Here is a 24,961-nt window from a genome sequence, read left to right on the forward strand (position 1 = left end):
GGCGCGAGCGCCGGAGGCTCCGGCAAGACCGAGATCACCGCGTCGTTCTACCCCGTGGCCTGGCTGGCCGGGCGGATCGGCGGGCCGGACGTGTCCGTCCAGACCCTGACCAAGCCGGGCGCCGAGCCGCACGACCTGGAGCTGACCCCCGGCAGATCGCCGACGTCGGCAAGGCCGACTTCGCGGTGTACGTCAAGGGCGTCCAGCCCGCCGTGGACGAGGCCGTCGCCAAGCACGCCAAGGACAAGTCGCTCGACGCGGCGAGCGTCGTCAAGACGCTGCCCGTCCCCACCGGCGGCGAGGAGGAGGAGCACGAGCACGGCCACGAGCACGAGCACGGCCACGAGGACGCGCCGTACGACCCGCACATCTGGCTCGACCCGACCCGCATGGCCGCCGTCGCGACCAAGCTCGGCGACAGGCTGGCCGCCGCCGACTCCGACCACGCCTCCGCCTACAGGTCGCGCGCGAAGGCCGTCGCGGGCGAGCTCGGCGCGCTCGACCAGGACTACCGGGGCGGCCTGCGGGCCTGCAAGCACAAGGCGATCGTCACCGCGCACGCCGCGTTCGGCTACCTCGCCGAGCGGTACGGCCTCCAGCAGGTCTCGGTGGCCGGTGTGGACCCGACGAACGAGCCGTCGCCGAAGCGGCTCGGCGAGCTGACCCGGCAGATCAAGACGACCGGCGCGACCACCGTGTTCACCGAGACGCTGGTCAGCCCCAAGGTCGCCCAGACCCTCGCCAAGGAGGCCGGGGTGAAGACGGCCGTGCTCGACCCCGTCGAGGGCGTCGAGAAGGGCTCGCCGGACGACTACATGTCCATCATGAAGAAGAACCTGGAGACCCTGCGGCCCGCGTTGGAGTGCTCATGACCGCCGAGGGCGGGGCGCCCCCGTTCGAGATGACCGGCGGCCGCGTCCGGCGCGACGGCCGCGAGGTGCTGTCGGGCGTCGACCTGCGGGTGGCCGCCGGCGACCTGCTGGCCGTCATGGGCCCGAACGGCGCCGGCAAGTCCACGCTGGTCAAGGCCATGCTCGGCCTCGTCCCGCTGTCCGGGGGCGGCACCGCGATCTACGGCGCGGCGCCCTCCAGGTTCCGCGACTGGAAGCGGATCGGGTACGTCCCGCAGCGGCTCCCGATGGGCGGCGGCGTCCCCTCGACCGTCCGCGAGGTCGTCGCGTCCGGCCGCGTCGCCCGCCAGTCCCGGTGGCGGCCCGCGTCGGCCGCCGACCGCGCCGCGGTGGACCGCGCCCTGGAGGCCGTCGGCCTCACCGACCTCGCCCGGGAGTCGGCGCACCTGCTGTCCGGCGGCCAGCAGCAGCGGGTGCTGATCGCCCGCGCGCTCGCGGGCGAGCCCGACGCGTTCGTCATGGACGAGCCGACCGCGGGCGTGGACGCCGCCAACCAGGCCGCCCTCGCCGCCACGCTGCGCGAGCTGGCCGCGGCCGGCCGCACGGTCGTGCTGGTCGCGCACGAGCTCGGCCCGCTCGAACCGCTGATCACCCGGACCGTCGTGCTGGAGCACGGACGGATCGTCCGCGAGCAGGCCCGCGCCGACGCCGCCGCGCCGCTTGCCCCCCTGACCGCCCTGGGGAGGACCGCGTGACCGAGATGCTCCAGTACGACTTCATGCGCATCGCCCTCGTGATGGCGGTGCTCATCGGCCTGACCGCCCCGGCGGTCGGCACGTTCATCGTGCAGCGCCGCCTGTCGCTGCTCGGCGACGGCATCGGCCACATCGCGCTCACCGGCATCGGGCTCGGCCTGCTCACCGGCACCTCGCCGGTCCTCGGCGCGCTGGCGGTGTCGGTGCTCGGCGCGATCGCGATCGAGGTGCTGCGCAGCCGCAGCCGCAGCGGCGGCGACGTCGCGCTCGCGCTGCTGTTCTACGGCGGCCTCGCGGGCGGCGTGCTGCTCACCAACGCCGAGGGCGGCGGGACGAGCCTCCAGTCGTACCTGTTCGGGTCGATCACCAGCGTCTCGGCGTCCGACCTGTACGTGGTCGCGGGGCTCGCCGTCGCGGTGCTCGGGATCGTCGCGCTGTTCGGCCGCGAGCTGTTCCTGCTCTGCCAGGACGAGGAGGTGGCGCGGGCGGCGGGCCTGCCCGTCCGGTTCCTCAGCGTGCTGATCGCCGTCACGGCCGCGGTCACCGTGGTGATCGCGATGCGCGCGATCGGGCTGCTGCTGGTGTCCGCGCTGATGATCGTGCCGGTCGCGGCGGCGCAGCAGGTCACCCGGGGTTCCGCGGCACGATGCTGCTGGCCATGGGCGTCGGTGTACTGTCGGCGGTGTCCGGGCTGGCGGGCTCGTTCGAGTACGATCTGCCCCCTGGGCCGTCGATCGTGCTGCTGGCGCTGGCCGTGTTCGTGATCGCGGTGATCGGCGGCGCGGTGCTGCGACGCAGGCGCGCGACGCGCGCCGAACGGACCGGTCGCGCCGAGCGCGGCGGCCCGGCCACGACCCGACCGGGCGTGGAGGCCGAGGCGGAGGTGCTTGGAGGATGACGACGGCCCGCCGGAACGCGGTGCGGCAGGTGCTGGCCGACTGCGAGGGCTTCCGCAGCGCGCAGGACATCTACGCCGACCTCCGGGCGGACGGCTCCAAGATCGGGCTGACCACGGTCTACCGGGCCCTCCAGGCGCTCAGCGACTCGGGCGAGGTCGACGTGCTGCGCACCGACGACGGCGAGGCCGTCTACCGCGCCTGCCGCACCGAGGAGCACCACCACCACCTCGTCTGCCGCGACTGCGGCCGTACCGTCGAGGTCGAGGGCCCGGCGGTCGAGCGCTGGGCCGACGCGATCGGCGCCGAGTACGGCTTCGTGAACATCACCCACACCGTCGAGGTCTTCGGCACCTGCGCCGACTGCACCGCGCGGGCCTGACCGCGCGACGCTCCGCGTGGGGCGGGCCGTCCGCCCCGCACGCCGCCATGCGGGACAATCGGAGCCATGGCAACGACACGCACCGCCAACGCGCACTGGGAAGGGCCGCTCATGGGCGGCCAGGGCACCGTCTCCCTCGACTCGTCCAAGATCGGCACGTTCGACGTGAACTGGCCGTCCCGGGCCGAGGAGCCGAACGGCAGGACCAGCCCGGAGGAGCTGATCGCCGCCGCCCACTCCACCTGCTACTCGATGGCGCTCTCGCACGGCCTCGCCGGCGCCGGCACGCCGCCGGAGAAGGTCGACACCAAGGCCGAGGTCACGTTCCAGCCGGGCGAGGGCATCACCGGCATCCACCTGACCGTACGCGCCAGCGTCCCCGGCCTCTCGGCGGCCGACTTCGAGAAGGCCGCGCAGGACGCCAAGGCCAACTGCCCGGTCAGCCAGGCCCTCACGGGCACCACCATCACACTCGACGCGGCGCTCGTTTAAGCCCCGGCCCAGGAAGCTCGCCGGGCGGCTCGCATCCTGACCGCGGCTTCGCGAGTGCCGCATCGCTTCGCGATCTGTCCGGGAGAGGCTCGCCTTCGGCCTCGCCTCTCCCGGACAGTCAACGCACTCGCGCGACGGCTGAGGCCACCACGGGGATAAACCCAGGCATACCACCGCTCGCTGGAGGCGGCCGTTCGTCCGACTGCGGGCGAGCGGCCGCCTCCGACGGCGGGTGCGTGCGCCGGTCGGGGTCAGGCGGGGCTGGCCGCGGGTTCCACGGGGTTGGGCATGGCGCCGCCGTAGCGGCGGTCGCGGGAGGCGTACAGCTCGCAGGCGTGCCACAGGTGGCGGCGGTCGAAGTCGGGCCAGAGGGTGTCGAGGAAGACCATCTCGGCGTACGCCGACTGCCAGATCAGGAAGTTGGACGTGCGCTGCTCCCCGACGAGCGCAGGAACAGGTCGACGTCGGGGATGCCGGGCTCGTCGAGGTAGCGGGCGAAGACCTTCTCGGTGATCTTGTCGGGGTTCAGCCTGCCGTCGCGGACGTCGCGAGCGATGGCCGCCGCCGCGTCGGCGATCTCGGCGCGGCCCCCGTAGTTGACGCAGAACTGGAGGGTGAGGACGTCGTTGTCGCGCGTCATCTCCTCGGCGGTCTCCAGCTCGCTGATCACGCTGCGCCAGAGCCTCGGCCGCCGGCCGGCCCAGCGGACCCGCACGCCCATCGAGTGGAGCTGGTCGCGGCGGCGGCGGATCACGTCGCGGTTGAAGCCCATGAGGAAGCGCACCTCGTCCGGGGAGCGCTTCCAGTTCTCGGTGGAGAAGGCGTAGGCCGACAGGTACGGGACGCCCAGCTCGATCGCGCCCATGATCACGTCGAAGAGGGAGTCCTCGCCCCTCTTGTGCCCCTCGGTGCGCGGCAGCCCGCGCTCCTTGGCCCAGCGGCCGTTGCCGTCCATGACGATGGCGACGTGCCTGGGGACCAGGTCCGCGGGGATGGGCGGCGGGGTGGCGCCGTCCCGATGCGGATCCGGCGGCGAAACGGCCCTTCTCAAACTCTCTCCCTGGTGGTGTCGTCGCCCTCACGCTCCACATGCCTGAGGGATCGGATGCCGTGCTCCAGATGCCACTGGAGGTAGGCCGCGACGAGCCCGCTGCACTCGGTACGGTGCCGGGCGTCGCTCCCGTCGGCGTACTCCCAGTCGCCCTGGAGCAGCGCCAGCATCAGCGCGAACGTCGGCGGCGCGGGCGTCGCCGCGCCCGGCTGGCGGCAGCGGGCGCAGACCGCGCCGCCCGCCGCGATGGCGAACCCGCGCAGCCCGCCGCGCGTCCCGCAGCGGCAGCACTCGTCGAGCGCGGGCGCCCACCCGGCGACCGACAGCGACCGCAGCAGGTAGGCGTCCAGGACCAGGCGCGGGTCGTGGCCGCGCTCCGACAGCGTCCGCAGCCCGCCCACCAGCAGCAGGAACTGCCGCAGCGCGGGCTCGCCCTCCTCGGCGGTGAGCTTCTCCGCCGTCTCCAGCATCGCGGTGCCCGAGGTGTAGCGGGGGTAGTCGGTGACGAGGTGCTCGCCGTACGGGCGCAGCGTCTCGGCCTGCGTGATCAGGTCGAGCGAGCGCCGCTCGTAGAGCTGGAGGTCGACGTGGGTGAACGGCTCCAGCCGCGCCCCGAACCGCGACCTGGTCTTGCGGACACCCTTCGCCGCCGCGCGGATCCGGCCGTGCCGCCGGGTCAGGACCGTCACGATCCGGTCGGCCTCTCCCAGCTTCTGGGTCCGGAGGACGACGCCTTCGTCACGGTAGAGGCTCACCCGTTCATTCTGGCGTACGGCCCGGCATGCCCCGCCCGGCACCCGCGCATCTCCACACCATCTCCACACGGCTCTCACCGCGCAGGCGGGCCATCACGTACGGTGACCGGAATCGGACGTCCCAGTACGGTCACGGCTGTGGTGTGGATCACATTGAGCTGGCAGCGTTGACCCATGAGATGCGCCATCGTTCCCCCGCACATGCTGGAGAAGATCGCCAGCGCCGCCGATGACCCGGCGCTGCGCGCCCGAGCCCGCAGGACCCTCGCCCTCACCGCCGCCCAGTTCACCGAGCGCCGGACCTTCCCGGTCACCGCGCCCGACGCCACCGAGGACTTCGTTCCCAACCGGACGATCAGGGACGCGAAGGGCCGGGAGCAGCTGCCCGGCGACGCCGTCCGCGCCGAGGGCGGCGCCGCCACCGGCGACCGCGTCGTCGACCAGGCGTACGACTGGCTCGGCGCGACGTTCGACTTCTTCGAGGCCGCCTACCGCCGCAACTCGATCGACGGGGCGGGGCTGCCGCTGGTCTCGACCGTCCATTACGGGAAGGACTACGACAACGCGTTCTGGAACGGCGAGCAGATGGTGTACGGGGACGGCGACGGCGAGGTGTTCCTGGCGTTCACCGGGCCGCTCGACGTCACCGGCCACGAGCTGACCCACGGCATCACGCAGTACACCGCCAACCTGGAGTACTACGGCCAGGCCGGCGCGCTGAACGAGTCGCTCTCCGACGTGTTCGGGTCGCTGATCAAGCAGTGGCACCTGAAGCAGCCCGCCGACCAGGCCGACTGGCTGATCGGGGAGGGCCTGCTGGCCGAGGGCGTCCACGGCGTCGCGCTGCGTTCGATGAAGGAGCCGGGCACCGCCTACGACGACCCGCGCCTCGGCAAGGACCCGCAGCCGGGCCACATGGACCACTACGTCCGTACGAGCCGCGACAACGGCGGCGTGCACATCAACTCGGGCATCCCCAACCACGCGTTCTACCTGGCCGCCACCGGGATCGGCGGCAACGCGTGGGAGAAGGCGGGCCGGGTCTGGTACGAGACGTTGACCGGAGGCGAACTGTCCACCACCGTGGAGTTCGCCGCGTTCGCGACCGAGACCGTCAAGACCGCCGGGCGCCTGTACGGCGAGGACGGCGCGGAGACGGGCGCGGTACGGCAGGCCTGGGCGGGGGTAGGCGTCCAGGCGTGAGCGGGGCGGTGGACGCGGGCGGCGGACGGCGTCCCGGAGGCGATCGGACGAGCAGGTGAACGACGGCGGACGGGTAGCGGCACCAGTGAGCGAGGCGGAGGGGCGCGGCGACGCCTGGACCAAGGAGCCCGCGACGAGGCAAGGCGCCCCCGAAAGACGCCCCGCAACCGAACGGGCGACACCGCGTGAGGCGGAGGGGCGCGGCGGCGCCTGGACCAAGGAGCCCGCGACGAGGCAAGGCGCCCCCGAAAGACGCCCCGGAGCCGGGCGGGTGGCGCGGTGAGGGTGGTCGTGGTGCGGAGCGGCGGGTTCGCCGGGATCGAGCAGCGGGGCGAGTCGGACAGCGCCAGCGATCCGATCCTCGCGCGGCTCGTGGACCGGGTGGACTTCGGGTCGGTGCCGCCGCCCGGACGGATCCCCGACCAGTTCCTCTACGAGATCGACATCGACGGGCGGCGGACCACCGTCGGGGAGGCCCAGCTCGGCGGGCCGTTGCGCGAGCTCGTCCACCACGTGCTCGGGCGGGCCCGCTGAACGCGCGCGGGCCCTGGCCGTGAGGTCGTCACGGCCAGGGCCCAGGCGGCGATCACACGTATGGATCGCACCGTGGTGACCGGGTCGGGCGGCGGCCGGGCGGAGTGCAGCCCGGCGGCGCGGCGGGTGTCGGGAGGGCGGGTCAGGCGCGGGCGACGCGGTTGACCGCGGAGAGCATGGCCTTGAGCGAGGCGGTGACGATGTTGCCGTCGATGCCGGCGCCCCACACGGTGGTGCCGTCCACGTCGCATTCGACGTAGGCGGCGGCGCGGGCGTCGCCGCCGGCGCTCATCGCGTGCTCGGCGTAGTCGAGGACGCGGACGTTGATGCCGACCGACGCGAGGGCCTCCTCGAACGCGGAGACGGGGCCGTTGCCGACGCCCTCGATCTCGCGGATCTCGCCGTCGACGCGGACGTCGCAGTTCAGCACGTCCTTCTCGTTGACGCGGGAGGCGGCGCGGTGGGCGAGCAGCCCGGCGCGCGGGCCGTTGGCGAGGAACTCGGCCTCGAAGATCTCCCACATCCGCTCGGGGGTAACCTCGCCGCCCTCGCTGTCGGTGTGCCGCTGGACGACGCGGGAGAACTCGATCTGCATCCGCCGGGGCAGCTCCAGCGAGTGCTCGGTCTTCATGATGTAGGCGACGCCGCCCTTGCCGGACTGGCTGTTGACGCGGATCACGGCCTCGTAGGAGCGGCCGACGTCCTTGGGGTCGATCGGCAGGTAGGGGACCTCCCAGCCGTACCGTTCCACCGGCACGCCGGCGGCGCGCGCGTCGCGCTCCAGGTGGTCGAAGCCCTTGTTGATCGCGTCCTGGTGGGAGCCGGAGAACGCCGTGTAGACCAGGTCGCCGCCGTACGGGTGCCGCTCGTGCACGGGGAGCTGGTTGCAGTACTCGACGGTGCGGCGGATCTCGTCGATGTCGGAGAAGTCGATCTGCGGGTCGACGCCCTGGGTGAACAGGTTCAGCCCGAGCGTGACCAGGCAGACGTTGCCGGTGCGCTCGCCGTTGCCGAACAGGCAGCCCTCGATGCGGTCGGCGCCCGCCATGTAGCCCAGCTCGGCGGCGGCGACGGCGGTGCCGCGGTCGTTGTGGGGGTGCAGCGACAGGACGACCGAGTCGCGGCGGGCGAGGTTGCGGCTCATCCACTCGATCTGGTCGGCGTAGACGTTGGGCGTGGCCATCTCGACCGTGGCGGGCAGGTTGACGATGACCTTCTTGTCGGGGGTCGGCTTCCACACGTCGGTGACGGCGTTGCAGACCTCGACGGCGTACTCCAGCTCGGTGCCGGTGAACGACTCGGGCGAGTACTGGAAGAAGATCTCGGTGTCGCCCATGTCCTCGGCCAGCTTGGCGCAGAGCTTGGCGCCCTCGACGGCGATCGCGGTGATCCCGTCGCGGTCCTGCCCGAACACCACGCGCCGCTGGAGGGTGCTGGTCGAGTTGTAGAGGTGGACGATCGCCCGCCTGGCGCCGCGCACCGACTCGAAGGTGCGCTCGATCAGCTCGGGCCGGGCCTGGGTCAGGACCTGGATGACCACGTCGTCGGGGACGCGCCCCTCCTCGATGATCTGCCGAACGAAGTCGAAGTCGGTCTGGCTGGCCGCCGGGAACCCGACCTCGATCTCCTTGTAGCCCATCCGTACCAGCAGCTCGAACATCCTGAGCTTGCGCTGCGGGTCCATGGGGTCGATCAGGGCCTGGTTGCCGTCGCGCAGGTCGACCGCGCACCAGCGCGGCGCCTCGCCGATCACCGCGTCCGGCCAGGTGCGGTCGGTCAGCCTGATGGGCTCGAACGGGCGGTAGCGCTCGAACGGCATGCCAGAAGTCTGCTGTCGCGGATACATCCGATGTGGTCCCTCTGCTCAGATCCTGCGGCCGACGGCACGGCGAAGCTCCGCAGCGAGGGAGCCGACCTGTTACAGGCCCCCGCTGCGGCCGCTAAGGAGGAGCAGCTCACGCAACACGCCGTCCAACGTAACAGAGGACCGGCCGTTTCTCGAAACCACGTCCGCCATCTGAGACGACCCGCGCCCCTCCCGTCCCGCCCCGGAAGCCCTCCGGAACACCGTCGAGGCCCGTTCCCAGCGGCCTTCCGGGGCTTCGGAGGGTCGGGCGTGATCAGGCCCCGAGGGGGTGTTGATCTTGGCGGCGCGGACGGACGGCGGCGCGGGCCCGGGAGTCGGCCCGGGGGCGGACGGACGGCGGCGCCGGGCCGGGCGTCGGCCGGGGAGGCGCGGACGGACGGCGGCGCGGGGCCGGGAGTCGGCCCGGGGAGGGGAGGGCGGTGAACGGGTCCGAGGGCGTTGTCGCGCGGCTCAGGGGGTGGTCGGGGGACGAGGACGGACAGGCAGGTGACGCAGCCCTCGCGGGCCTCGAACTCGCTGATGTCCACGCTCGTCACCCGCAGCCCGTCGGCCGCGAGCCGCCGCGCCGTGCGCGGCGCGGACGCCGACAGCAGGACGTGGTCGGGCGCGAGCACCACCACGTGCGCGCCCGCGGGCTCGGGCGCGACCCGCAGGCCGGGCAGCGCCGAGGTGTCGACGTGGTCGGGGACGCCGATCAGCGTGCCGTCCGGCAGCGCCGTCATCGCCGACTTCAGGTGCAGGCAGCCGCTCGTCCCGACCGGGACGACCCGCCGGCCGCCGAGCAGGCGCGCGAGCTGGCAGACGCCCTCCTCGTTCGTCCGCTCGCCGCGCCCCACGTAGACGGTGTCGCCCGCGCGCAGCACGTCCCCGCCGTCGAGCGTGCCGGGGGCCTTGATCCGCTCGATCCGCAGCCCGAGATCGCGCACCGCCCGCTCGGCGCCGGCGGTCTCGCCGCGCCGCCGCGCCTCGCCCGACCGCGCGAGGACGGCGACGTCGTCGCACACCACCACGGCGTCCTCGACGAAGACGCCGTCGGGGTACGGGTCGTCGCGCGCGGCGGGCACCTCGCGCACCCGCCAGCCCGCCGACCGCAGCGCCGCCACGTACGCCTGGTGCTGCCGCGCGGCGAGCCCGGCGTCGACCGGACGGCGGGGGATGTGCGTGACGATCCCGTCCGTCAGGTGCGGCCCGGGTCTGCGCACGAGGGCCGTTCCAGCGTTCCGCAGGGTGTCCATAGGTGTCGCTCCGCTCGACGGGTGTCCCGTGCAACGGCCGCCCCTCTCGGCGGCCTCCCCCGCTGGCTCGCGCGCGCCGCGCCCGCGCGGCCGGTCAGCGCGCCGCCCCCTCGGTCGCGAGGATCACGCCGAGCCCGTACGCCGGGGACATGCCGAGCAGCCGCGCCACGCGGTGCAGGGCACGCCGCTCGCCGTCCCCGAGAGGCCCGTCCGCGAGGCCGACGCGGACGGCCTGCGCGAGGAACCACTCCTTCGCCTCGACCGCCAGGCACTCCCGGCCCGCACGACCTCCGCCTCCAGGAGCCGTTCGCGCAGGACCAGGTCGGCGTCCAGGGCCGCCTCGTCGTAGCCGGTCTCGCCGTAGCGGCGGACGGTGTCGGCCGCGCGGGCCCGCGCGGCGCCGTCCGACGGGTCGCCGGCGCGCAGCACGAGCCCGACCGCGGCCCGCATCCCCGCGGGCAGCGCCGCGGCCATCTGCGCCGCCGTCGGCGTCCGCAGCGCCGAGGCGCCGAACCGGCCCCGGCACCGCCGGCACTCGACGGACTCCCCCAGCCGCCACAGCGGGACGGCCGGCAGGAGGAACAGCGTGACCCAGCGGCGGCCCGCGCGCCTGCGGTAGGGCCGGTCACCGCCGCACCTCGGGCAGTGGAACGTCCCCTCGCCGACCGTACGGAAGAAGGCCGACAGACCCAGAACAAGCAACACCGGGACTCCCCTCCCATATCGGACTCCCCCTCCAAGCTACCGATCCGGACGCCCCGCCGTGGCCGACCCGGGCAACGCGGGCGCGCCCCTTACCCTGGGTCCATGACCGGTGACCATGGTGCGGACGGTGACGGAACGCCTCGGACGGCGGGGGCGCGGCCCTCGTTCCTGCCGCCGATCGACGGGTATCCGCCGCCCGAACCGGCGTACGAGCCGTCCGAGCCGCCCGAGGCGCCGGCGCCGTACGGCGAGCCGCCGCCGGCCCGTCCCGGGCGCGCCTGGGACCTCGCCTCGATCGCCGCCGCCGCGGTCCTGCTGGTCTCGGCGTTCCTGCCGTGGGCGCAGGCGCGGATGGTGGTCGACCTGTTCGACCGGCCGGTCGGCCGCGACCTCGGCACGGTCGCGGGCATCGAGGCCGACGACCTGGTGATCGCCGTCCCGGTGCTGGCCCTGATCGCGATCGGGCTGGCGTTCTGGGACCTGGCCGCCCGCGATCCGCGCATCTCCGCGCTCGGCGCCGTGCCGGGCCTGCTGTCCCTGCTGGCGTGCGGGCTGTTCCTGTTCCGGCTGGACGGCGTCCGCGACGACCTGCCGTCCACCGGGCTCGGCGTCGGCTACGAGATCGGCGTCCGCTACGGCTGGTACGTGGCCGTCGCGACGTCCCTGCTGGTCATCGGCTTCAGCCTCGCGCGGCCGATCAGCGCCCGCCTCGGCTCCCGGGCGCGGCAGGGCGCCGAGCCGTCCTGGGACGGCGCGCAGTGGCAGAGCGCCCAGTGGCAGGGCACCGGCTGGGAGAACGCCCAGTGGAACCCCGCCCACACCGGCCAGGCCGCCTCGCCGCACCAGCCGTCCGGCGAGGCCGCGCCGCCCGCGGGCGACGTGCCGTCGCCGGGCGCCGTCCCCGGCGCCGAGGAAGCCGAGGGGCCCGAGAAGGCCGCGCCCGCCGCCGAGCAGGAGGCGCCGTCGGCCGCGGAAGAGAAGCCCGGCCTGACGAAGCACACCGCCGACCGGTCCCCGGCCCCGGAGCCCCAGCCGGAACGGGACCGCTGACCGGAGTCCGCGCGGGAACGTTCCCGTGCGGGCCGACGGCCTCGGCGGAACGGCCGCGGAAGGCCGATCAGTCGTAGAAGCCCAGGCGGCGCAGCTGCTTCGGGTCGCGCTGCCAGTCCTTCAGGACCTTGATGCGCAGGTCGAGGAACACCTTGGTGCCGAGCAGCGCCTCGATCTGCTTGCGGGCGCGGGCGCCGACGTCGCGGAGCCGGGAGCCCTTGTGGCCGATGATGATGCCCTTCTGGCTGTCGCGCTCGACGTAGAGGTGGGCGTAGACGTCGATGAGGTCGTCGCGGCCCTCGCGCGGCGCCATCTCGTCGACGACGACGGCGATCGAGTGCGGCAGCTCGTCCCGGACGCCCTCCAGGGACGCCTCGCGGATCAGCTCGGCGACGAGGGTCTGCTCGGGCTCGTCGGTGAGGTCGCCCTCCGGGTAGAGCGGGTGCCCCTCCGGCAGGTGCGCGATCAGCAGGTCGCCGACCAGGCCGACCTGGAAGCCGTCCACCGCCGAGCAGGGCACGATGTCGGCGAAGTCGCCGAGCTCCCCGACGGCGAGGAGCTGCTGTGCGATCTGCTCGGGCGTCGCCTTGTCGGTCTTGGTGAGGATCGCCACGACCGGGGTCCGCTTGACGCCCGCCAGCTCGCGCGCGATGAACCGGTCGCCCGGCCCGACGGGCTCGTCGGCGGGCACGCAGAACCCGATCGCGTCGACCTCGGTCAGGGTGGAGCGGACGAGGCTGTCGAGCCGTTCGCCGAGGAGGGTGCGCGGCTTGTGCAGGCCGGGGGTGTCGACGACGACGAGCTGCGCGTCGGGGCGGTGCACGATGCCGCGGATCGCGCGGCGCGTGGTCTGCGGACGGCTGCTGGTGATCGCCACCTTCGTCCCGACGAGCGCGTTCATCAAGGTGGACTTGCCGACGTTCGGGCGGCCGATGAAGCAGGCGAAGCCCGCGCGGTGCCCCGGCGGCGGCGTTCCGCCCGTCATTTCTCCCAGCGTGGTCACCCCCCAATTGTCGCCTACCCGCCCGATCGCCTCGTCCATGCCCGGCGCGAACGACCGGACCGGCGCGTACGGCCCGCGCCCGCCGACCGGCGTACGCCGTCGCGGGACGTCAGGCGGCGGGGGTGCCCTGGGGGCGCAGGGCGCACCGCGCCTCCCGGAGCCACGCGGGGGCGCCCAGGCGTTCGGCGACCTCGGCGGCGCGGCGGTAGTGGGCGGCGGCCGTCTCCTCGGGGCGGCCGAGGTACAGGGCGAGGTCGCCGAGGACGCGGGCGACGGGACCGGCGGTGACGACGGCGGTGGCGCCGCCGCTGACGTGGTCCTCGTACGGCAGCAGCGCCTGGTAGACCTCCTCGGCGAGGCCGCGCTCGCCGAGCGCCATGGCCCGGTGGCCCCGGACGGTCATCGCGAGGTCGAAGAAGTAGTCGCGGCGGGGCGGCCCGGCACCCGCGACGACCCGGCGGGCCTCGGCCGCACGGCCCGCGGCGATCAGCGCGAGCGCGTGGATGTCGGCGGTGACCTCGATGTGGCGCCACTGCTCCCTGAGCCACCGCGTCGAGTCGAGCAGCTCGCCCAGCCGGCCCTGGAGCAGGCGCAGGCAGAAGACGCCGAAGATCGCCATGCCCCGCTCGCTGCTCCAGATGCCGGTGCGGGCGATGGCGTCGCCGACCTCCGTGTAGGCCCGTTCGGCGTCCTCGTAGCGGGACGAGAACGCGTGGGCGACGGCGCGGTACCACTCGGCGATCAGCGAGAGCAGCGGCAGCCCGTACCGCTCGGCGAGGCGCTGCCCGCGCTCCCGGTGCCGCCGCGCGCCCTCCAGGTCGAGCGCCGCGACGCAGACGACCTGGAGCTGGAGGTGCGCGAGGACGGCGTACGCGCCGAGGTCGTGGGCGGTGGCGAGGCCGAGCAGCTCGGTCGCGAGGGCGCGGCGGAGCGCGAGGTCGCCGGCGGAGCGGTAGCCGTTCAGGTACCGGCCGTTCAGGGCGACGGCGAGCAGCTCGGGACGGCCGAGGCGGCGGGCGACGGCGACGGCCTCGTCGGCGAGGACGGCGCCCCGGTCGTGCGGCTCGCCCTCCAGCTCGATCGCGAGGCTGGTCAGGAGCCGGACGCGCAGCTCCTCGTCCCCGGGCGGGAGCGCGGCGAGGGCCTCCTCGGCGCACTCGATGACCTCGGGGTCCACGGTGCCGTACTCGCGGCTGGTCCACAGCGTCGGCACGTCGAACGCGACGATCACCCGGGCCAGCAGCCGGACGTCGCCGTGCGCGCGGGCGTCGGCCATCGCGAGGCGGCGCCGTTCGCGGGACCTGACGACCTCCCCGGCGAGCGCGCACGCGCGGATCGCGGAGACCTCCAGCTCCAGCCGCTCGCGGGTCGCCTCCGGGTCCCGGTCGCGGAGGGTGTCGGCGGCGCGCGTCCACAGGCCGGCGGCGGCGCGGTGCGCGAAGCGGGCCTCGGCGGCCTCGGCCGCGAGCCGCGCGTACCGGACGGCCTTGGCCGGTTCGGCGCCCGACTCCAGGTAGTGGTGGGCGATCGCGGCGACCTCGCCGGGACGGTGCCGTTCGAGCGCGGCGGCGGCCCGGCCGTGCAGCCGGGTCCGGCGGGCGCGCGAGAGCCCGGTGTAGAGCGTGTCGCGGACGAGCGCGTGCGCGAACCGCATCCGCCCCGGCGCGGGCTCGGTGACCAGGCCCGCGGCGAGGCCCGCCTCCACCGCGTCGATCACCGCGTCCTCGTCGCCGCCCGACAGGTCGGTGAGCACGCCGAGGTCGGCGTCGCGGCCGACGACCGCCGCGTCGCGCAGGACGGCCTGGACGGCGTCCGGCAGGCCCGCGATGCGGCGGCGCAGCACGTCGCCGACGCCCGCCGGGACGCGGCGGGTCGCGGCGGGCAGCCCCTCGGCGTCGAGGAGCCTCGCCGTCTCGCGGGTGAAGAACGGGTTGCCGCCGGTGCGCTCGGCGATCGCGGCCAGCTCGGCGTCGTCCACGGCGGCGTCGCACGTCGCGCGGACGAGCGCGGCCACCTCCGCGGCGCTCAGCCCGCCGAGCTCGACGCGGACGGGCTCGTGCCGGGCGAGGGCGGCGAGCGCGGCCGCGAGCCGTTCGGGGACCTCGGTCTGGCGGAACGTGCAGGCCAGCAGCACCGGCCGGCCGCGCAGCCGGTCGGCCAGCCGGGTCAGGAGCGCGAGGGTCTCCTCGTCGGTCCAGTGCAGGTCGTCCAGGACGAGCAGCAGCGGCGACGACGCGGCGACCCGTTCGAGGTAGTCGCCGACGGCGAGGTGCAGGCGGAACCGCCCCGTGCTGACGTCGGCGTCGCCGGGCCCGCCGATCGCGTCGTCGAGCAGCGGGGCGAGCCGTCCGGCCAGGTCCGCGCCGGGCGGCGCCCCGGCGGCGAGCGAACGCAGCAGCTCGGCCCACGGCCACGCCGCCGGAGCGCCGCCCGTCTCCGGCGAACGGCCCCACGCGCACGTCCACCCCGCCGCGGCGAGGCCGCGCGCGAACCGTTCGATGAGTGCGGTCTTGCCCATGCCCGCGTCTCCGCTGACGAGTGCGAGCACAGGCCCGTCGCCGGTGGAGGCCGTGCGCGCGGCCTCGGCGAGCCGTCCCCACTCGGCCGAACGCCCGACGAACGAGCCCTCACGCGCCGTTCCCCCGGACTCCGGCGCGAGCCGCAACATGCGCGTCCCGCCGCGCCCGGCGTGAGGCCCCCGCCGAACCTCATCGCGTACGGCCTCTGCGTGCGGCTTGTCGAGATCGAGCGGCGGGGCGGAACGTTCCGACGCGGGGGCGTCCTCTGCTGCATCGGCCGGGCGTACGGCGGGAGAGGCGTCCAGCGTCGGCGCCTGGGCGAGGATGTCGGCCTCCAGCCTGCGCAGCGCCGGGCCCGGATCGACGCCGAGTTCCTCGGTGAGGACCGCGCGGGCGCGGCGGAGGGCGGCGAGCGCGTCGCCCTGGCGGCCCGCGCGGTAGAGGGCCAGCGCCAGGAGGCGCCACGCCTCCTCGCGCAGCGGGTTCGCGGCGGCGTGGGCCTCAAGGTCGGGAACGGCCTCGGCCGCGGCGGGCAGGGCGAGCATCGCGGCGGCGCGGCGTTCGACCGCGATGCGGCGGCGTTCGTCGAGGCGGGCGGCCTCGGCGGCGGCCCAGGGCAGCGCGGCGAACTCGGCGTACGCGGGGCCGCGCCACTCGGCGAGGGCGTCCTCGGCGCACCGCCGCGCCCCGGCGGCGTCGCCCGCGCCGAGCCGTTCGCCCGCCCGGTCGATCAGGGCGTCGAACCGCCAGGCGTCCACGCCGTCCTCCGGCAGCCGCAGCGCGTAGCCGGGCGGCGCGGTCACGAGGACGCGGGCGGGCGTACGGGGCGGACGGCCGGGTTCGAGGGCGCGCCGCAGGTGCGAGACGAACGACTGCAACCCGGCGGCGGCGCGCGGCGGCGGCGCGGGCGCGTCGGCCCACAGCTCGGCGACGAGCCGTTCGGACGGGACCATGGCGCCGTGCGCGGCGACGAGGCGGGCGAGCACCGAACGCTGCCGGGGGCCGCCGAGGTCGGCCGGCTCCCCGTCCACCGACGCGGCGAAGGCACCGAGCACGCGTACAGTCGTCATGGTGCGGCCAGCCTAAACCGGGACATGCCGGTACGGAGCGGCGAGCCGGGGTGACGGCCGCCTCACCGCCCCCGGCCCCGCGGACGGCCCCCGCGCCCAGCCTGCCCGCGCCCTGCGCCGCCGCTCTCTACACGCCCGCCGCCTGGGTCCTCGCCTCCGGCTCCGCCGCGGCCTCCTCGGAGCCGTGCACGTCGATCTCCGGCAGGATCCGGCCGAGCCATCCCGGCAGCCACCAGTTGGCCTTGCCGAGCAGCGCCATCGCGGCCGGGACGAGCACCAGCCGCACGAGCGTCGCGTCGAGCGCGACCGCGACCGCGAGCCCGACGCCCATCTGCTTGACCACCAGCCCCGGGTCGAGGGCGAAGCCGAGGAACACCATCACCATGATCAGCGCTGCGCTGGTGATGACCCGGCCCGTCGCGGCGAGACCGGTCGTCACCGACGCGCGCGCGTCCCCGCCGCGCAGCCACTCCTCCCGTACGCGCGACAGCAGGAACACCTCGTAGTCCATCGACACCCCGAACAGCACCGCGAACAGCAGCAGCAGGATGAGGCTGGACACCGGCACGCTGTGCGGCAGCCCGAGCAGTTCCGCGCCCCAGCCCCACTGGAACACGGCGGTGAGCGCGCCGTACGCCGCGCCGATCGACAGCAGGTTCATCGCGGCGGCCTTCAGCGGCGCCACCACCGACCGGAAGACGATCATCAGCATCAGGAACGAGGTGGCGACGACCACGCCGATCACCGGCCAGAGCCGTTCGGACAGCACCCGGGTGAGGTCGACGTACGAGGCGGTCGCGCCGGTGATCTCGGCGCCGGGCGGCAGCACGTCCGCGCGGACCCGGTCGGTGAGGCCGGTGACGCGCCGGTCCTGCGGGCCGTACTCGGGCGTGACCACCACGACGGCCGCGCTCCTGTCCGACGCGATCCGCGGCGGGGCGACGGAGGCGACGCCCGGCGTGGCCGCGAGCCGTTCGCCGAGGCCCTTCAGCCCGTCCGGGCCGCCGGTCTTCGCGAGGTCCACCGCGACCAGCAGCGGGCCGTTCGCGCCGGGACCGTACGCGTCGGCGACGAGGTCGTACGCCCGCCGGGCGGTGTTGGATGTCGGCTCGCTGCTGGCGTCGCTCGGCCAGGTCCGCATGCCGAGCGCGGGTGCGGCGAGGGCGAGCATGAGGACGAGCGCGCCGAGCAGCCACGGCACCGGGTGGCGTCCGACGTGCTCGGCCCAGCGCCGCACGCGCGGCGACTCGGTGCGCACCGCCGCGGCGCTCGCCCGGTCGCGGCGGCGCAGCACCCGCCGTCCGGCGAGGCCGAGGACGGCGGGCAGCAGCGTGACGGCGCTCGCGACGGTCGCGGCGACGACGAGGGCGGTCGCGAAGCCCATCGTCATGAACACCGGGATGCGCGACAGCACCAGCCCGCACAGCGCCAGCAGCACCGTGAACCCGGCGAACACCACCGACTGCCCGGCGGTCGCGATCGCGCGGCCCACCGAGTCCGCGACGTCCCGCCCTCCGCGAGGCCCTCGCGGTGCCGGGTGAGGATGAACAGCGCGTAGTCGATCCCGACGCCGAGCCCGACCATCACCGCCAGCGTCGGCGCGGTCGAGGCCACGTCGGTGAACGCGGCGAGCAGGGTGATCCCGGAGACGCCGGCGCCGAGGCCGGCCAGCGCGACCGCGAGCGGCAGCCCGGCCGCGACGACCGACCCGAACGCCAGCAGCAGGATCACCAGCGCCGCGACGACGCCGACGACCTCGGCGACGCCGCCGGGCGCGGTCACGTTCTCGGGGACCTGGCCGCCGAACTCCACCGCGTACCCGGCCTCCCTCAGGTCCCGGGTCGCGGTCCGGAGCCGGTCGAGGGTCTCCTTCGACGCCAGCCCGGTGACCGGCACGTCGTAGCGCACGGTCACCAGCGCCGTCGCCCCGTCCCGGCTCGGCTGCGCCGGGTCCACGCCGCTGACGTGCGGCAGGGCCCGCAGCCTGCCGTCCGCCGCGGCCAGCCGGCCCTGGTCGACCCGGCCGGACCTCGCGTGCACGACGACCCGCGCGTCCGCCCCGGACAGCTCGGGGAACCGGTTCCGCAGCAGGTCGGTGGCCCGCTGCGAGCCCGTTCCGGACAGCGTGTAGTCGTCGTGCATCGTGCCCCCGGCCGCCCCCGCGATCCCGGCGGCGGCGCCCACGGCCAGCAGCCACACGACGATGAACCGCCAGGGCCGCAGCGCTGCGGCCCTTCCCAGGCGGTAGAGCAGACGGGACATGGCCTTCTCCAGGGGACGCGTACGGGCAGGCGACGCCCCGAGGGTGTCCCGGCCCTCTTGCCGGCCACTTGCCGACGACTTGCAGGCCCTCGCAAGCCCCGCCGGGCCGTCCGCGCGCTCGGGCGCTCTACGCTTGGGGGCGTGAGTGAGCTGAACGCCGAGGACGAGAAGATCATCACGCTGGCCCGGTCCGCGCGGGCGCGCTCGGGAGCGCCCGAGGGCGCCGCCGTGCGGGACGAGACGGGCCGCACCTACTCGGCCACCAGCGTCGACCTGCCGTCGCTGAAGCTGTCCGCGCTCCAGGTCGCGGTCGCCATGGCCGTGTCGAGCGGCGCCGAGGACCTGGAGGCCGCCGCGCTGGTCACCGCCGCCGACGGCGCCCGGGCGTCCGACGTGAGCGCCGTACGTGACCTGGGCGGCAAGGCCCCGGTCTTCGTCGCCGCCCCCGACGGCACCCTCCGCACCACCACCTGACCGCCCCACCGCGCCCGCCGTCCCACCGCACCGCGCCCCGGCCCAGTCCAACGACGGGCAGCCATCCGCACAGGCCACGACCGTCTCGGTAACGAGACCGTTCGCGCCAGCCGCCATGACCACGGCGCGGGCGGGGCCGTCCACCAGCGGGCAGCCGTCCGCACAGGCCACGACAACCTCACCGACGAGGTCGTTCGCGCCGCGCCCGCGCTCGGGCTCGGGCTCGTTCGCGCGCGCCGGACGCGCCGCCGCGCGAGATCAGCGCCGCCGGTGCGGTGCGGAGGCGCGCGGTCAATTCCGCCGATGCGATGGGTCGGCGGCGGGGTGCCCTGGGGGAACGGTCCGATCAGCCGTTCCCGTCGTGGCCGATCGGCCGTTCCCGTCGTGGGCGATCGGCCGTTGCCGTCGGGGGCGGTCAGCCGTTTCCGTCGTCGGCCGTGACGCGGCGCTCGGGGAGGCGGCGGACGAGGACCGTGCCGATGCGGTTGCGGCGTCCGGCGATGCTCTCGGCCTTGAGCGACAGCGGGCGCTCGGGCGGTCCGACCTCGGCGGTGGAGCCCTCGATCGGGACGCGGCCGAGCGCGTGGGCGAGGAGCCCGCCGACGGTCTCGACCTCCTCCACGTCGATCTCCACGTCGAACAGGTCGGCGAGGTCCTCGACCGGGAGCCGGGCGGTCACCCGGGCGGCGCCGTCCGGCAGCCGGCTCACGGGCGGCGTCTCCACGTCGTACTCGTCGGTGATCTCCCCGACGATCTCCTCCAGGATGTCCTCGATCGTGACGAGCCCGGCGGTGCCGCCGTACTCGTCGATCACGATCGCGAGGTGGATCCGGCGGGCCTGCATCTCGCGCAGCAGCTCGTCGATCGGCTTGCTGTCGGGCACGTACGTCGCCGGCCGCATCACCGACTCGACCTTCTCGACCGACTCGCCCTCGCGGTGCTCGTGGCTGCGGCGCACGATGTCCTTGAGGTAGGCGATGCCGACCACGTCGTCCTCGTTCTCGCCGACGACCGGGATGCGGGAGAAGCCGCTGCGCAGCGCCAGGGACATCGCCTGCCGCAGCGTCTTGCCGCGCTCGATGAACACGATGTCGGTGCGCGGGACCATCACCTCGCGCACGAGCGTGTCGCCCAGCTCGAACACCGAGTGGATCATCTCGCGCTCGTCCGGCTCGATCAGGCTGCGCTGCTCGGCGAGGTCGACCAGGTCGCGCAGCTCCGCCTCCGAGGCGAACGGGCCCTCCCGGAACCCCCGGCCGGGCGTCAGGGCGTTGCCGAGCAGGATCAGCAGCCGCGGCAGCGGCCCGAACACCCGGGTCACCGGGTGGATCACGGCCGCTCCGGCGAGCGCGACGCGGTCGGCGTGCTGGATGCCGAGCGTGCGGGGCCCGACGCCGATCGCCACGTAGCTGACCACGATCATCAGCGCCGCCGCCGTGACGTACGCGCGCCACGTCTCGTCCAGCCAGGAGATGCACAGGTCGGCGACGATCACGGTGGCGACCAGCTCGCAGCCGATCCGCAGCAGCAGCACCATGTTGAGGTAGCGGGCCGGGTCGGCGACGACCTCGGCGAGCCGCGCCGCGCCCCGGCGCCCCTCGCGCACCAGCTCCTCGACGCGGACCCGCGACACCCGGGCGAGCGCCGCCTCCGTGCTGCCGAGCAGCCCGGCCATGAAGACCAGGGCCACGGCCAGCGCGGCGAGCCAGCCCTGCGCGGTGTTCATCGGGGCGCGGCGGGGGTCGGGCCCGTCCGCCGCGGGCGGGGCCTCGGCCGGGTCGTTCGTTCCACCGGGATCATGGGTGGGCGCGCTTCTCCTGCCAGGACGTGAGCAGCTCGGCCTGGAGCCCGAACATCTCCTTGTGCTCCTCGGGCTCGGCGTGGTCGTAGCCCAGCAGGTGCAGGATGCCGTGCGTGAGGAGCAGGTCGAGCTCGTCGGCCGCGGAGTGGCCGGCCGTCCTCGCCTGCCGCTCGGCGACCGCCGGGCACAGCACGACGTCGCCGAGCAGGCCGGGGTCGGACTCCCCGTCCTCGTCGGCGCCGCCGGACATGTGGCCGGGCCGCAGCTCGTCCATCGGGAACGACAGCACGTCGGTCGGGCCGGGCTCGTCCATCCACTTCTCGTGCAGCTCGGTCATCGCCGCCTCGTCGACGAGCAGGACCGACAGCTCGGCCAGCGGGTGCACGCGCATGGCGTCCAGGACGTGCCGGGCGAGGTCGCCGAGCTCGTTCTCCGCCGCGGCGACGCCCGACTCGTTGACCACCTCGATGCTCATGGAACCGTCCCCTACCGGCCGCGCTTGCGGGAGCCGCCGCGCGCCGCCGCGCCCTGCTTGATGCCCGCGACCCGCGACTCGTCGAACCGGTTGTAGGCGTCGACGATGTCGGTCACCAGCTTGTGCCGGACGACGTCGTGGCTGTTCAGGCGGCAGAAGTGGATGTCGTCGACGCCCTCCAGGATGTCCTGGACGACGCGCAGCCCGCTCTGCGTGCCGTTAGGCAGGTCGACCTGGGTCACGTCGCCGGTCACCACGACCTTGGAGCCGAACCCGAGCCGGGTGAGGAACATCTTCATCTGCTCGGGCGAGGTGTTCTGCGCCTCGTCGAGGATGATGAACGAGTCGTTGAGCGTGCGCCCGCGCATGTAGGCGAGCGGCGCCACCTCGATCGTGCCGGCCGCCATCAGCCGCGGGATCGAGTCGGGGTCGACCATGTCGTGCAGCGCGTCGTACAGCGGCCGCAGGTAGGGGTCGATCTTCTCGTACAGAGTGCCGGGCAGGAACCCGAGCCGCTCCCCCGCCTCGACCGCCGGGCGGGTCAGGATGATCCGGTTGACCTTCTTGTCCTGGAGGGCGCGGACGGCCTTGGCCATCGCCAGGTAGGTCTTGCCGGTGCCGGCGGGGCCGATCCCGAACACGATCGTGTGCCGGTCGATCGCGTCGACGTAGCGCTTCTGGTTGAGCGTCTTCGGCCGGATCGTGCGGCCCCGGCTGGACAGCACGTCGAGGGTGAGCACCTCGGCCGGGCGCTCGCCGCCCTCGCCGCGCAGCATCGCCACGCTCCGCTCGACCGCGTCGGGGGTGAGCTGGGTGCCGCCCCTCAGCAGGGCGACCAGCTCCTCGAACAGCCGGGTGATCAGGTCGGACTCGGCCTGCGGGCCGGTCACGGTGATCTCGTTGCCGCGGACGTGGATGTCGCTGCGGAACGTCTTCTCGATGACGTGGAGCAACTCATCCCGGGAGCCCAGCAGGCTCACCATCGAATGGTCGTCCGGCACCACGATCTTGACCTGGGCTCGCGCGCCGTCGGTCCGGTCGTCGCGCCCCGCGTGAGTTGATTCGACCATCAGCCGGGCCTTGCGGCCTCTCCGACCTGCCTTCTGTGTCGCTCCGGGTGTTGGGCCTGTGCCACATCCATGGTACTGGGCCCCCGCGACATCACGCCGCCGGATTTCTCCCGGCCCTCGCACGGGCGGACGCGCGCCCGCCGCGGCCCGCGCCGCCCGGCGGGGTCCGGCGGGACGGCGCCCGCCGGGCCCGCGGGTCAGCCGGGCGGCCAGTTGAGGCCACGGCCGCCGAGCACGTGCGCGTGGACGTGGAACACCGTCTGGCCCGCCTGGGGGCCGGTGTTGAACACGATCCGGTAACCCGGCTCGGCGACGCCCTCGTCCAGCGCGACCTGGTGCGCCTCGGAGACGACCTCTCCGAGCAGGGACGGGTCGGCGACGGCGAGCTCCGCGGCCGTCGGGTGGTGATCCCTGGGGATGACCAGCACGTGCGTGGGGGCCTGCGGGTTGATGTCGCGGAACGCGAGGGTCCGGCCGGTCTCCCGGACGATCTTCGCCGGGACGTCCCCGGACACGATCTTGCAGAACAGGCAGTCCGTCATCAGTCTCCTCCCAGCGGCCGTGACCGCCTGGGAATCCTATCGAGACGGCCACGGCCGTAGCCCGGCGCGGCTCCGTCCCAGTAAGGTCCCGACTGATCAACTTCTGGCGGATCCGACCCATTCGGGCGGGTCACTGGTTAAGGTTGTCAACTCAGGCGTTCCCCCCGGCTCGTACAGGAAGCGCGCCTCGCCTCGGCCGTCGGGATCGCCATCCACGCCGTACCGAAGGCCGCCGTCCGAATGGGCGGCCGGGGGACGGCAAAGGCGGCGGATAGGTGACCGAGGCAAGACAGAAGATGCCCTTTCGTAAACCGGACGACGAGGGTGCGCGTCCCACTGACGTGACCGAGACCCTCGTGGCCAGGGGCACGGCGGGGGCGGTGGCCGTCGCCTGGGACGCCGATCAGGCGGTGACCGCGCTCTACAGCGCCAACTACCGCTCGCTGGTACGCCTAGCGGCGATGCTCGTCCGCGACGCGGGGACGGCCGAAGAGGTCGTCCAGGACGCGTTCGTGGCGATGCACGGCGGCTGGCGGCGCCTGCGCGACCCCGACAAGGCCCTTTCCTACCTGCGCCAATCGGTGGTCAACCGGTCGCGGTCGGTGCTGCGGCACCGCGCCGTGGTCGAGAAGTACGCGCCGAAGGGCCTGCCCGACGCGCCGAGCGCCGAGGCGGGCGCCATCGGCGAGCTCGAACGCTCGGCGGTGATCGACGCGCTCGCCAAGCTTCCCGGCCGCCAGCGCGAGGCGCTGGTGCTGCGCTACTACGCCGATCTGTCCGAAGCCGAGATCGCCAACGCGATGGGCATCTCGCGCGGCGCCGTGAAGAGCCACACGGCGCGCGGCATGTCCGCGCTACGCAACGTCCTGGAGCAGTTCTCATGACCACCGACCCCCACGACGAGCACGGCGAGATCCTCCGCCGTGCCCTGCACGCGGAGGCGGAGACGGTCACCCCCGCCGGGGACGGCCTGGAACGCATCAGGGCCCGGGTCCAGGAGCGCGGGAGGCGCCGGTTCGGCTGGTTTCCGCACGAGTGGTTCACCGCCAACTGGGCCCGTCCCGTCCTCGCGGTCGGCGCCGCGATAGCGATCGCGGGCATCGGCGTCTCCGCCCCGCAGACCATTGGCCTCATCGAGCAGACCGTCGGCAGCAACGGAACGTCCGGCTCGGGCCACGACGGCTCCACCGACGGCGACCACGCCGGCGCCGAGGGCGCCCCGGGCGACCCGCGGCACCCCGGTTCGGCGGGGCCGAGCGGCTCCGGCTCGCCGAGCGCGGCCCAGCCTCCGGCGTCCGCCTCCACGCCCGGCGGCTCGATGTGCCCGATCCCACCGTCCGGCTCCAAGGGCACCGGCTCCCAGGGGAAGAAGAAGACCGAATCGCCCGCCGAGCACGAGGGCCCGACCCTGTCCGCGACGCCCTGCCCCGGCCAGACGTCCCCGGCGACCCCGCCGACCACGACGCCGCCGACGTCGCCCAAGCCCACCGACCCGGGCAAGCCGTCCGACCCGCCGTCGACTCCCACGAGCTCCGAACCCGCCGCTCCCAGCGACCAGGGCGGCGCCGCCGCCAACAGCACGACCCCCTGACCTGACCCGCCTCACCCGCTCCCACCCCGTTCCACCGGCACCCAAACCCGCACCCTTACGCACGCCCGCGACACGTCCCTGCGCGACTCTGCGTCCCTGCGCGCCCCGCGTCCCTGCGCGCCGCGTCTCTCCCCGCGTCCGTCCCTGTGCGCGCCGGCGTCTCCGCGCGCCCCGCGCCCCTGTCCGCGCATCTGCACGCGCCCGCGCCTCCGCGCGTCCCTGTGCACGCCCGCGCCCTGCGTGCCACGCATCCCTGCACGCCCCGCGTCCCTGTCCGCGCCCGTCCCTGTGCGCGCCGTCCCCACACGCGCCCGCGCCCCTGCGCGTCCGCGTCTCTACGCGCCCTGCGTCCCTGTGCGCGCCCGCGCATCCGCGCGT

At 74.6% G+C, this 24,961-nt stretch carries 20 protein-coding genes and 4 pseudogenes; 11 read left to right on the forward strand and 13 right to left on the reverse strand.

Translation table 11 applies throughout. From position 1 onward, the window contains the following. The first annotated feature begins 90 nt into the window (after positions 1-90). The 5 genes and pseudogenes from GEV43_RS02805 (at position 91) to GEV43_RS02825 (ending at position 3,376) form a co-directional block, all read left to right on the forward strand. Positions 91-872, forward strand: a pseudogene (locus GEV43_RS02805) (metal ABC transporter solute-binding protein, Zn/Mn family). Next, positions 869-1,606, forward strand: a complete 738-nt coding sequence (locus tag GEV43_RS02810) for a metal ABC transporter ATP-binding protein (protein WP_160819350.1) — start codon at positions 869-871, stop codon at positions 1,604-1,606. The pseudogene GEV43_RS02805 and the gene GEV43_RS02810 overlap by 4 nt, the downstream one beginning before the upstream one ends. Continuing rightward, positions 1,603-2,504: pseudogene (locus GEV43_RS02815) on the forward strand (metal ABC transporter permease). The gene GEV43_RS02810 and the pseudogene GEV43_RS02815 overlap by 4 nt, the downstream one beginning before the upstream one ends. Beyond that, positions 2,501-2,884: a Fur family transcriptional regulator gene (locus tag GEV43_RS02820; protein WP_160819351.1), complete on the forward strand. Its 384-nt coding sequence runs from the start codon at positions 2,501-2,503 to the stop codon at positions 2,882-2,884. Before GEV43_RS02815 ends, GEV43_RS02820 begins: the two are co-directional and overlap by 4 nt. Before the next feature lie 66 nt (positions 2,885-2,950). Beyond that, positions 2,951-3,376: an OsmC family protein gene (locus tag GEV43_RS02825; protein ID WP_160819352.1), complete on the forward strand. Its 426-nt coding sequence runs from the start codon at positions 2,951-2,953 to the stop codon at positions 3,374-3,376. A gap of 251 nt (positions 3,377-3,627) precedes the next feature. Here GEV43_RS02825 and GEV43_RS02830 read toward each other — a convergent pair. After that, positions 3,628-4,427 (reverse strand): annotated as a pseudogene (locus GEV43_RS02830) (isoprenyl transferase). Next, on the reverse strand, positions 4,424-5,182 hold the full coding sequence (gene recO / locus GEV43_RS02835; protein WP_160819353.1) for a DNA repair protein RecO: 759 nt from the start codon (positions 5,180-5,182) through the stop codon (positions 4,424-4,426). The pseudogene GEV43_RS02830 and the gene recO overlap by 4 nt, the downstream one beginning before the upstream one ends. A 174-nt stretch (positions 5,183-5,356) precedes the next feature. Here recO and GEV43_RS02840 point away from each other — a divergent pair, with 174 nt between their 5' ends. Beyond that, a complete protein-coding gene (locus GEV43_RS02840) occupies positions 5,357-6,385 on the forward strand; it encodes a M4 family metallopeptidase (protein WP_160819354.1) in 1,029 nt (342 codons plus the stop codon). 279 nt (positions 6,386-6,664) lie between these two features. Continuing rightward, positions 6,665-6,919, forward strand: a complete 255-nt coding sequence (locus GEV43_RS02845; RefSeq protein ID WP_241682756.1) for a protealysin inhibitor emfourin — start codon at positions 6,665-6,667, stop codon at positions 6,917-6,919. 142 nt (positions 6,920-7,061) lie between these two features. On the opposite strand, the gene leuA is transcribed toward GEV43_RS02845, so the two are convergent. From leuA to GEV43_RS02860, 3 genes are all read right to left on the reverse strand, one after another. After that, a complete protein-coding gene (gene leuA, locus GEV43_RS02850; RefSeq protein WP_160819355.1) occupies positions 7,062-8,765 on the reverse strand; it encodes a 2-isopropylmalate synthase in 1,704 nt (567 codons plus the stop codon). Continuing rightward, positions 8,696-10,021: a dimethylargininase gene (ddaH, locus tag GEV43_RS54555; protein WP_206681045.1), complete on the reverse strand. Its 1,326-nt coding sequence runs from the start codon at positions 10,019-10,021 to the stop codon at positions 8,696-8,698. The genes leuA and ddaH overlap by 70 nt, the downstream gene beginning before the upstream one ends. Before the next feature lie 123 nt (positions 10,022-10,144). After that, positions 10,145-10,726 carry a hypothetical protein gene (locus GEV43_RS02860; protein ID WP_160819356.1) on the reverse strand — a complete coding sequence of 194 codons (582 nt, stop codon included), beginning with the start codon at positions 10,724-10,726 and terminating at the stop codon, positions 10,145-10,147. A gap of 102 nt (positions 10,727-10,828) precedes the next feature. On the opposite strand from GEV43_RS02860, the gene GEV43_RS02865 reads away from it, so the two are divergent. Beyond that, on the forward strand, positions 10,829-11,776 hold the full coding sequence (locus tag GEV43_RS02865; RefSeq protein WP_160819357.1) for a hypothetical protein: 948 nt from the start codon (positions 10,829-10,831) through the stop codon (positions 11,774-11,776). 67 nt (positions 11,777-11,843) lie between these two features. Here GEV43_RS02865 and era read toward each other — a convergent pair whose 3' ends face one another. The 4 genes and pseudogenes from era to GEV43_RS49260 form a co-directional block, all read right to left on the reverse strand. After that, positions 11,844-12,761 (reverse strand): GTPase Era, encoded by a 918-nt coding sequence (era, locus tag GEV43_RS02870; protein ID WP_160824258.1) that lies wholly within the window; start codon positions 12,759-12,761, stop codon positions 11,844-11,846. Positions 12,762-12,888: 127 nt separating this feature from the next. Further along, positions 12,889-16,368: a BTAD domain-containing putative transcriptional regulator gene (locus GEV43_RS47810; RefSeq protein ID WP_206681046.1), complete on the reverse strand. Its 3,480-nt coding sequence runs from the start codon at positions 16,366-16,368 to the stop codon at positions 12,889-12,891. Positions 16,369-16,495: 127 nt separating this feature from the next. Then, the gene (locus GEV43_RS54560) at positions 16,496-17,539 is read right to left on the reverse strand and encodes an MMPL family transporter (protein WP_375539078.1); all 1,044 of its coding nucleotides are present in this window, start codon (positions 17,537-17,539) and stop codon (positions 16,496-16,498) included. An 84-nt stretch (positions 17,540-17,623) separates the two neighbouring features. Continuing rightward, positions 17,624-18,630, reverse strand: a pseudogene (locus GEV43_RS49260) (MMPL family transporter); the annotation flags it as partial. Between the two features lie 141 nt (positions 18,631-18,771). On the opposite strand from GEV43_RS49260, the gene GEV43_RS02885 reads away from it, so the two are divergent. Next, positions 18,772-19,104 (forward strand): cytidine deaminase, encoded by a 333-nt coding sequence (locus GEV43_RS02885; protein WP_160819358.1) that lies wholly within the window; start codon positions 18,772-18,774, stop codon positions 19,102-19,104. A 415-nt stretch (positions 19,105-19,519) separates the two neighbouring features. On the opposite strand, the gene GEV43_RS02890 is transcribed toward GEV43_RS02885, so the two are convergent. The 4 genes from GEV43_RS02890 to GEV43_RS02905 form a co-directional block, all read right to left on the reverse strand. Further along, positions 19,520-20,830, reverse strand: a complete 1,311-nt coding sequence (locus tag GEV43_RS02890; protein ID WP_160819359.1) for a hemolysin family protein — start codon at positions 20,828-20,830, stop codon at positions 19,520-19,522. A gap of 70 nt (positions 20,831-20,900) precedes the next feature. Further along, positions 20,901-21,380, reverse strand: a complete 480-nt coding sequence (ybeY, locus tag GEV43_RS02895; RefSeq protein WP_160819360.1) for an rRNA maturation RNase YbeY — start codon at positions 21,378-21,380, stop codon at positions 20,901-20,903. Positions 21,381-21,391: 11 nt separating this feature from the next. After that, a complete protein-coding gene (locus GEV43_RS02900) occupies positions 21,392-22,450 on the reverse strand; it encodes a PhoH family protein (RefSeq protein ID WP_160819361.1) in 1,059 nt (352 codons plus the stop codon). 197 nt (positions 22,451-22,647) lie between these two features. Then, positions 22,648-22,992: a histidine triad nucleotide-binding protein gene (locus GEV43_RS02905; protein WP_160819362.1), complete on the reverse strand. Its 345-nt coding sequence runs from the start codon at positions 22,990-22,992 to the stop codon at positions 22,648-22,650. Positions 22,993-23,333: 341 nt separating this feature from the next. Here GEV43_RS02905 and GEV43_RS02910 point away from each other — a divergent pair, with 341 nt between their 5' ends. Then, positions 23,334-23,876 (forward strand): SigE family RNA polymerase sigma factor, encoded by a 543-nt coding sequence (locus GEV43_RS02910; RefSeq protein WP_160819363.1) that lies wholly within the window; start codon positions 23,334-23,336, stop codon positions 23,874-23,876. After that, positions 23,873-24,583, forward strand: a complete 711-nt coding sequence (locus GEV43_RS02915; RefSeq protein ID WP_160819364.1) for a hypothetical protein — start codon at positions 23,873-23,875, stop codon at positions 24,581-24,583. Before GEV43_RS02910 ends, GEV43_RS02915 begins: the two co-directional genes overlap by 4 nt. Positions 24,584-24,961: the final 378 nt, after the last annotated feature.

It is taken from the genome of Actinomadura sp. J1-007, assembly GCF_009793335.1.
In the GTDB taxonomy this organism is placed as follows: domain Bacteria; phylum Actinomycetota; class Actinomycetes; order Streptosporangiales; family Streptosporangiaceae; genus Spirillospora; species Spirillospora yumaensis.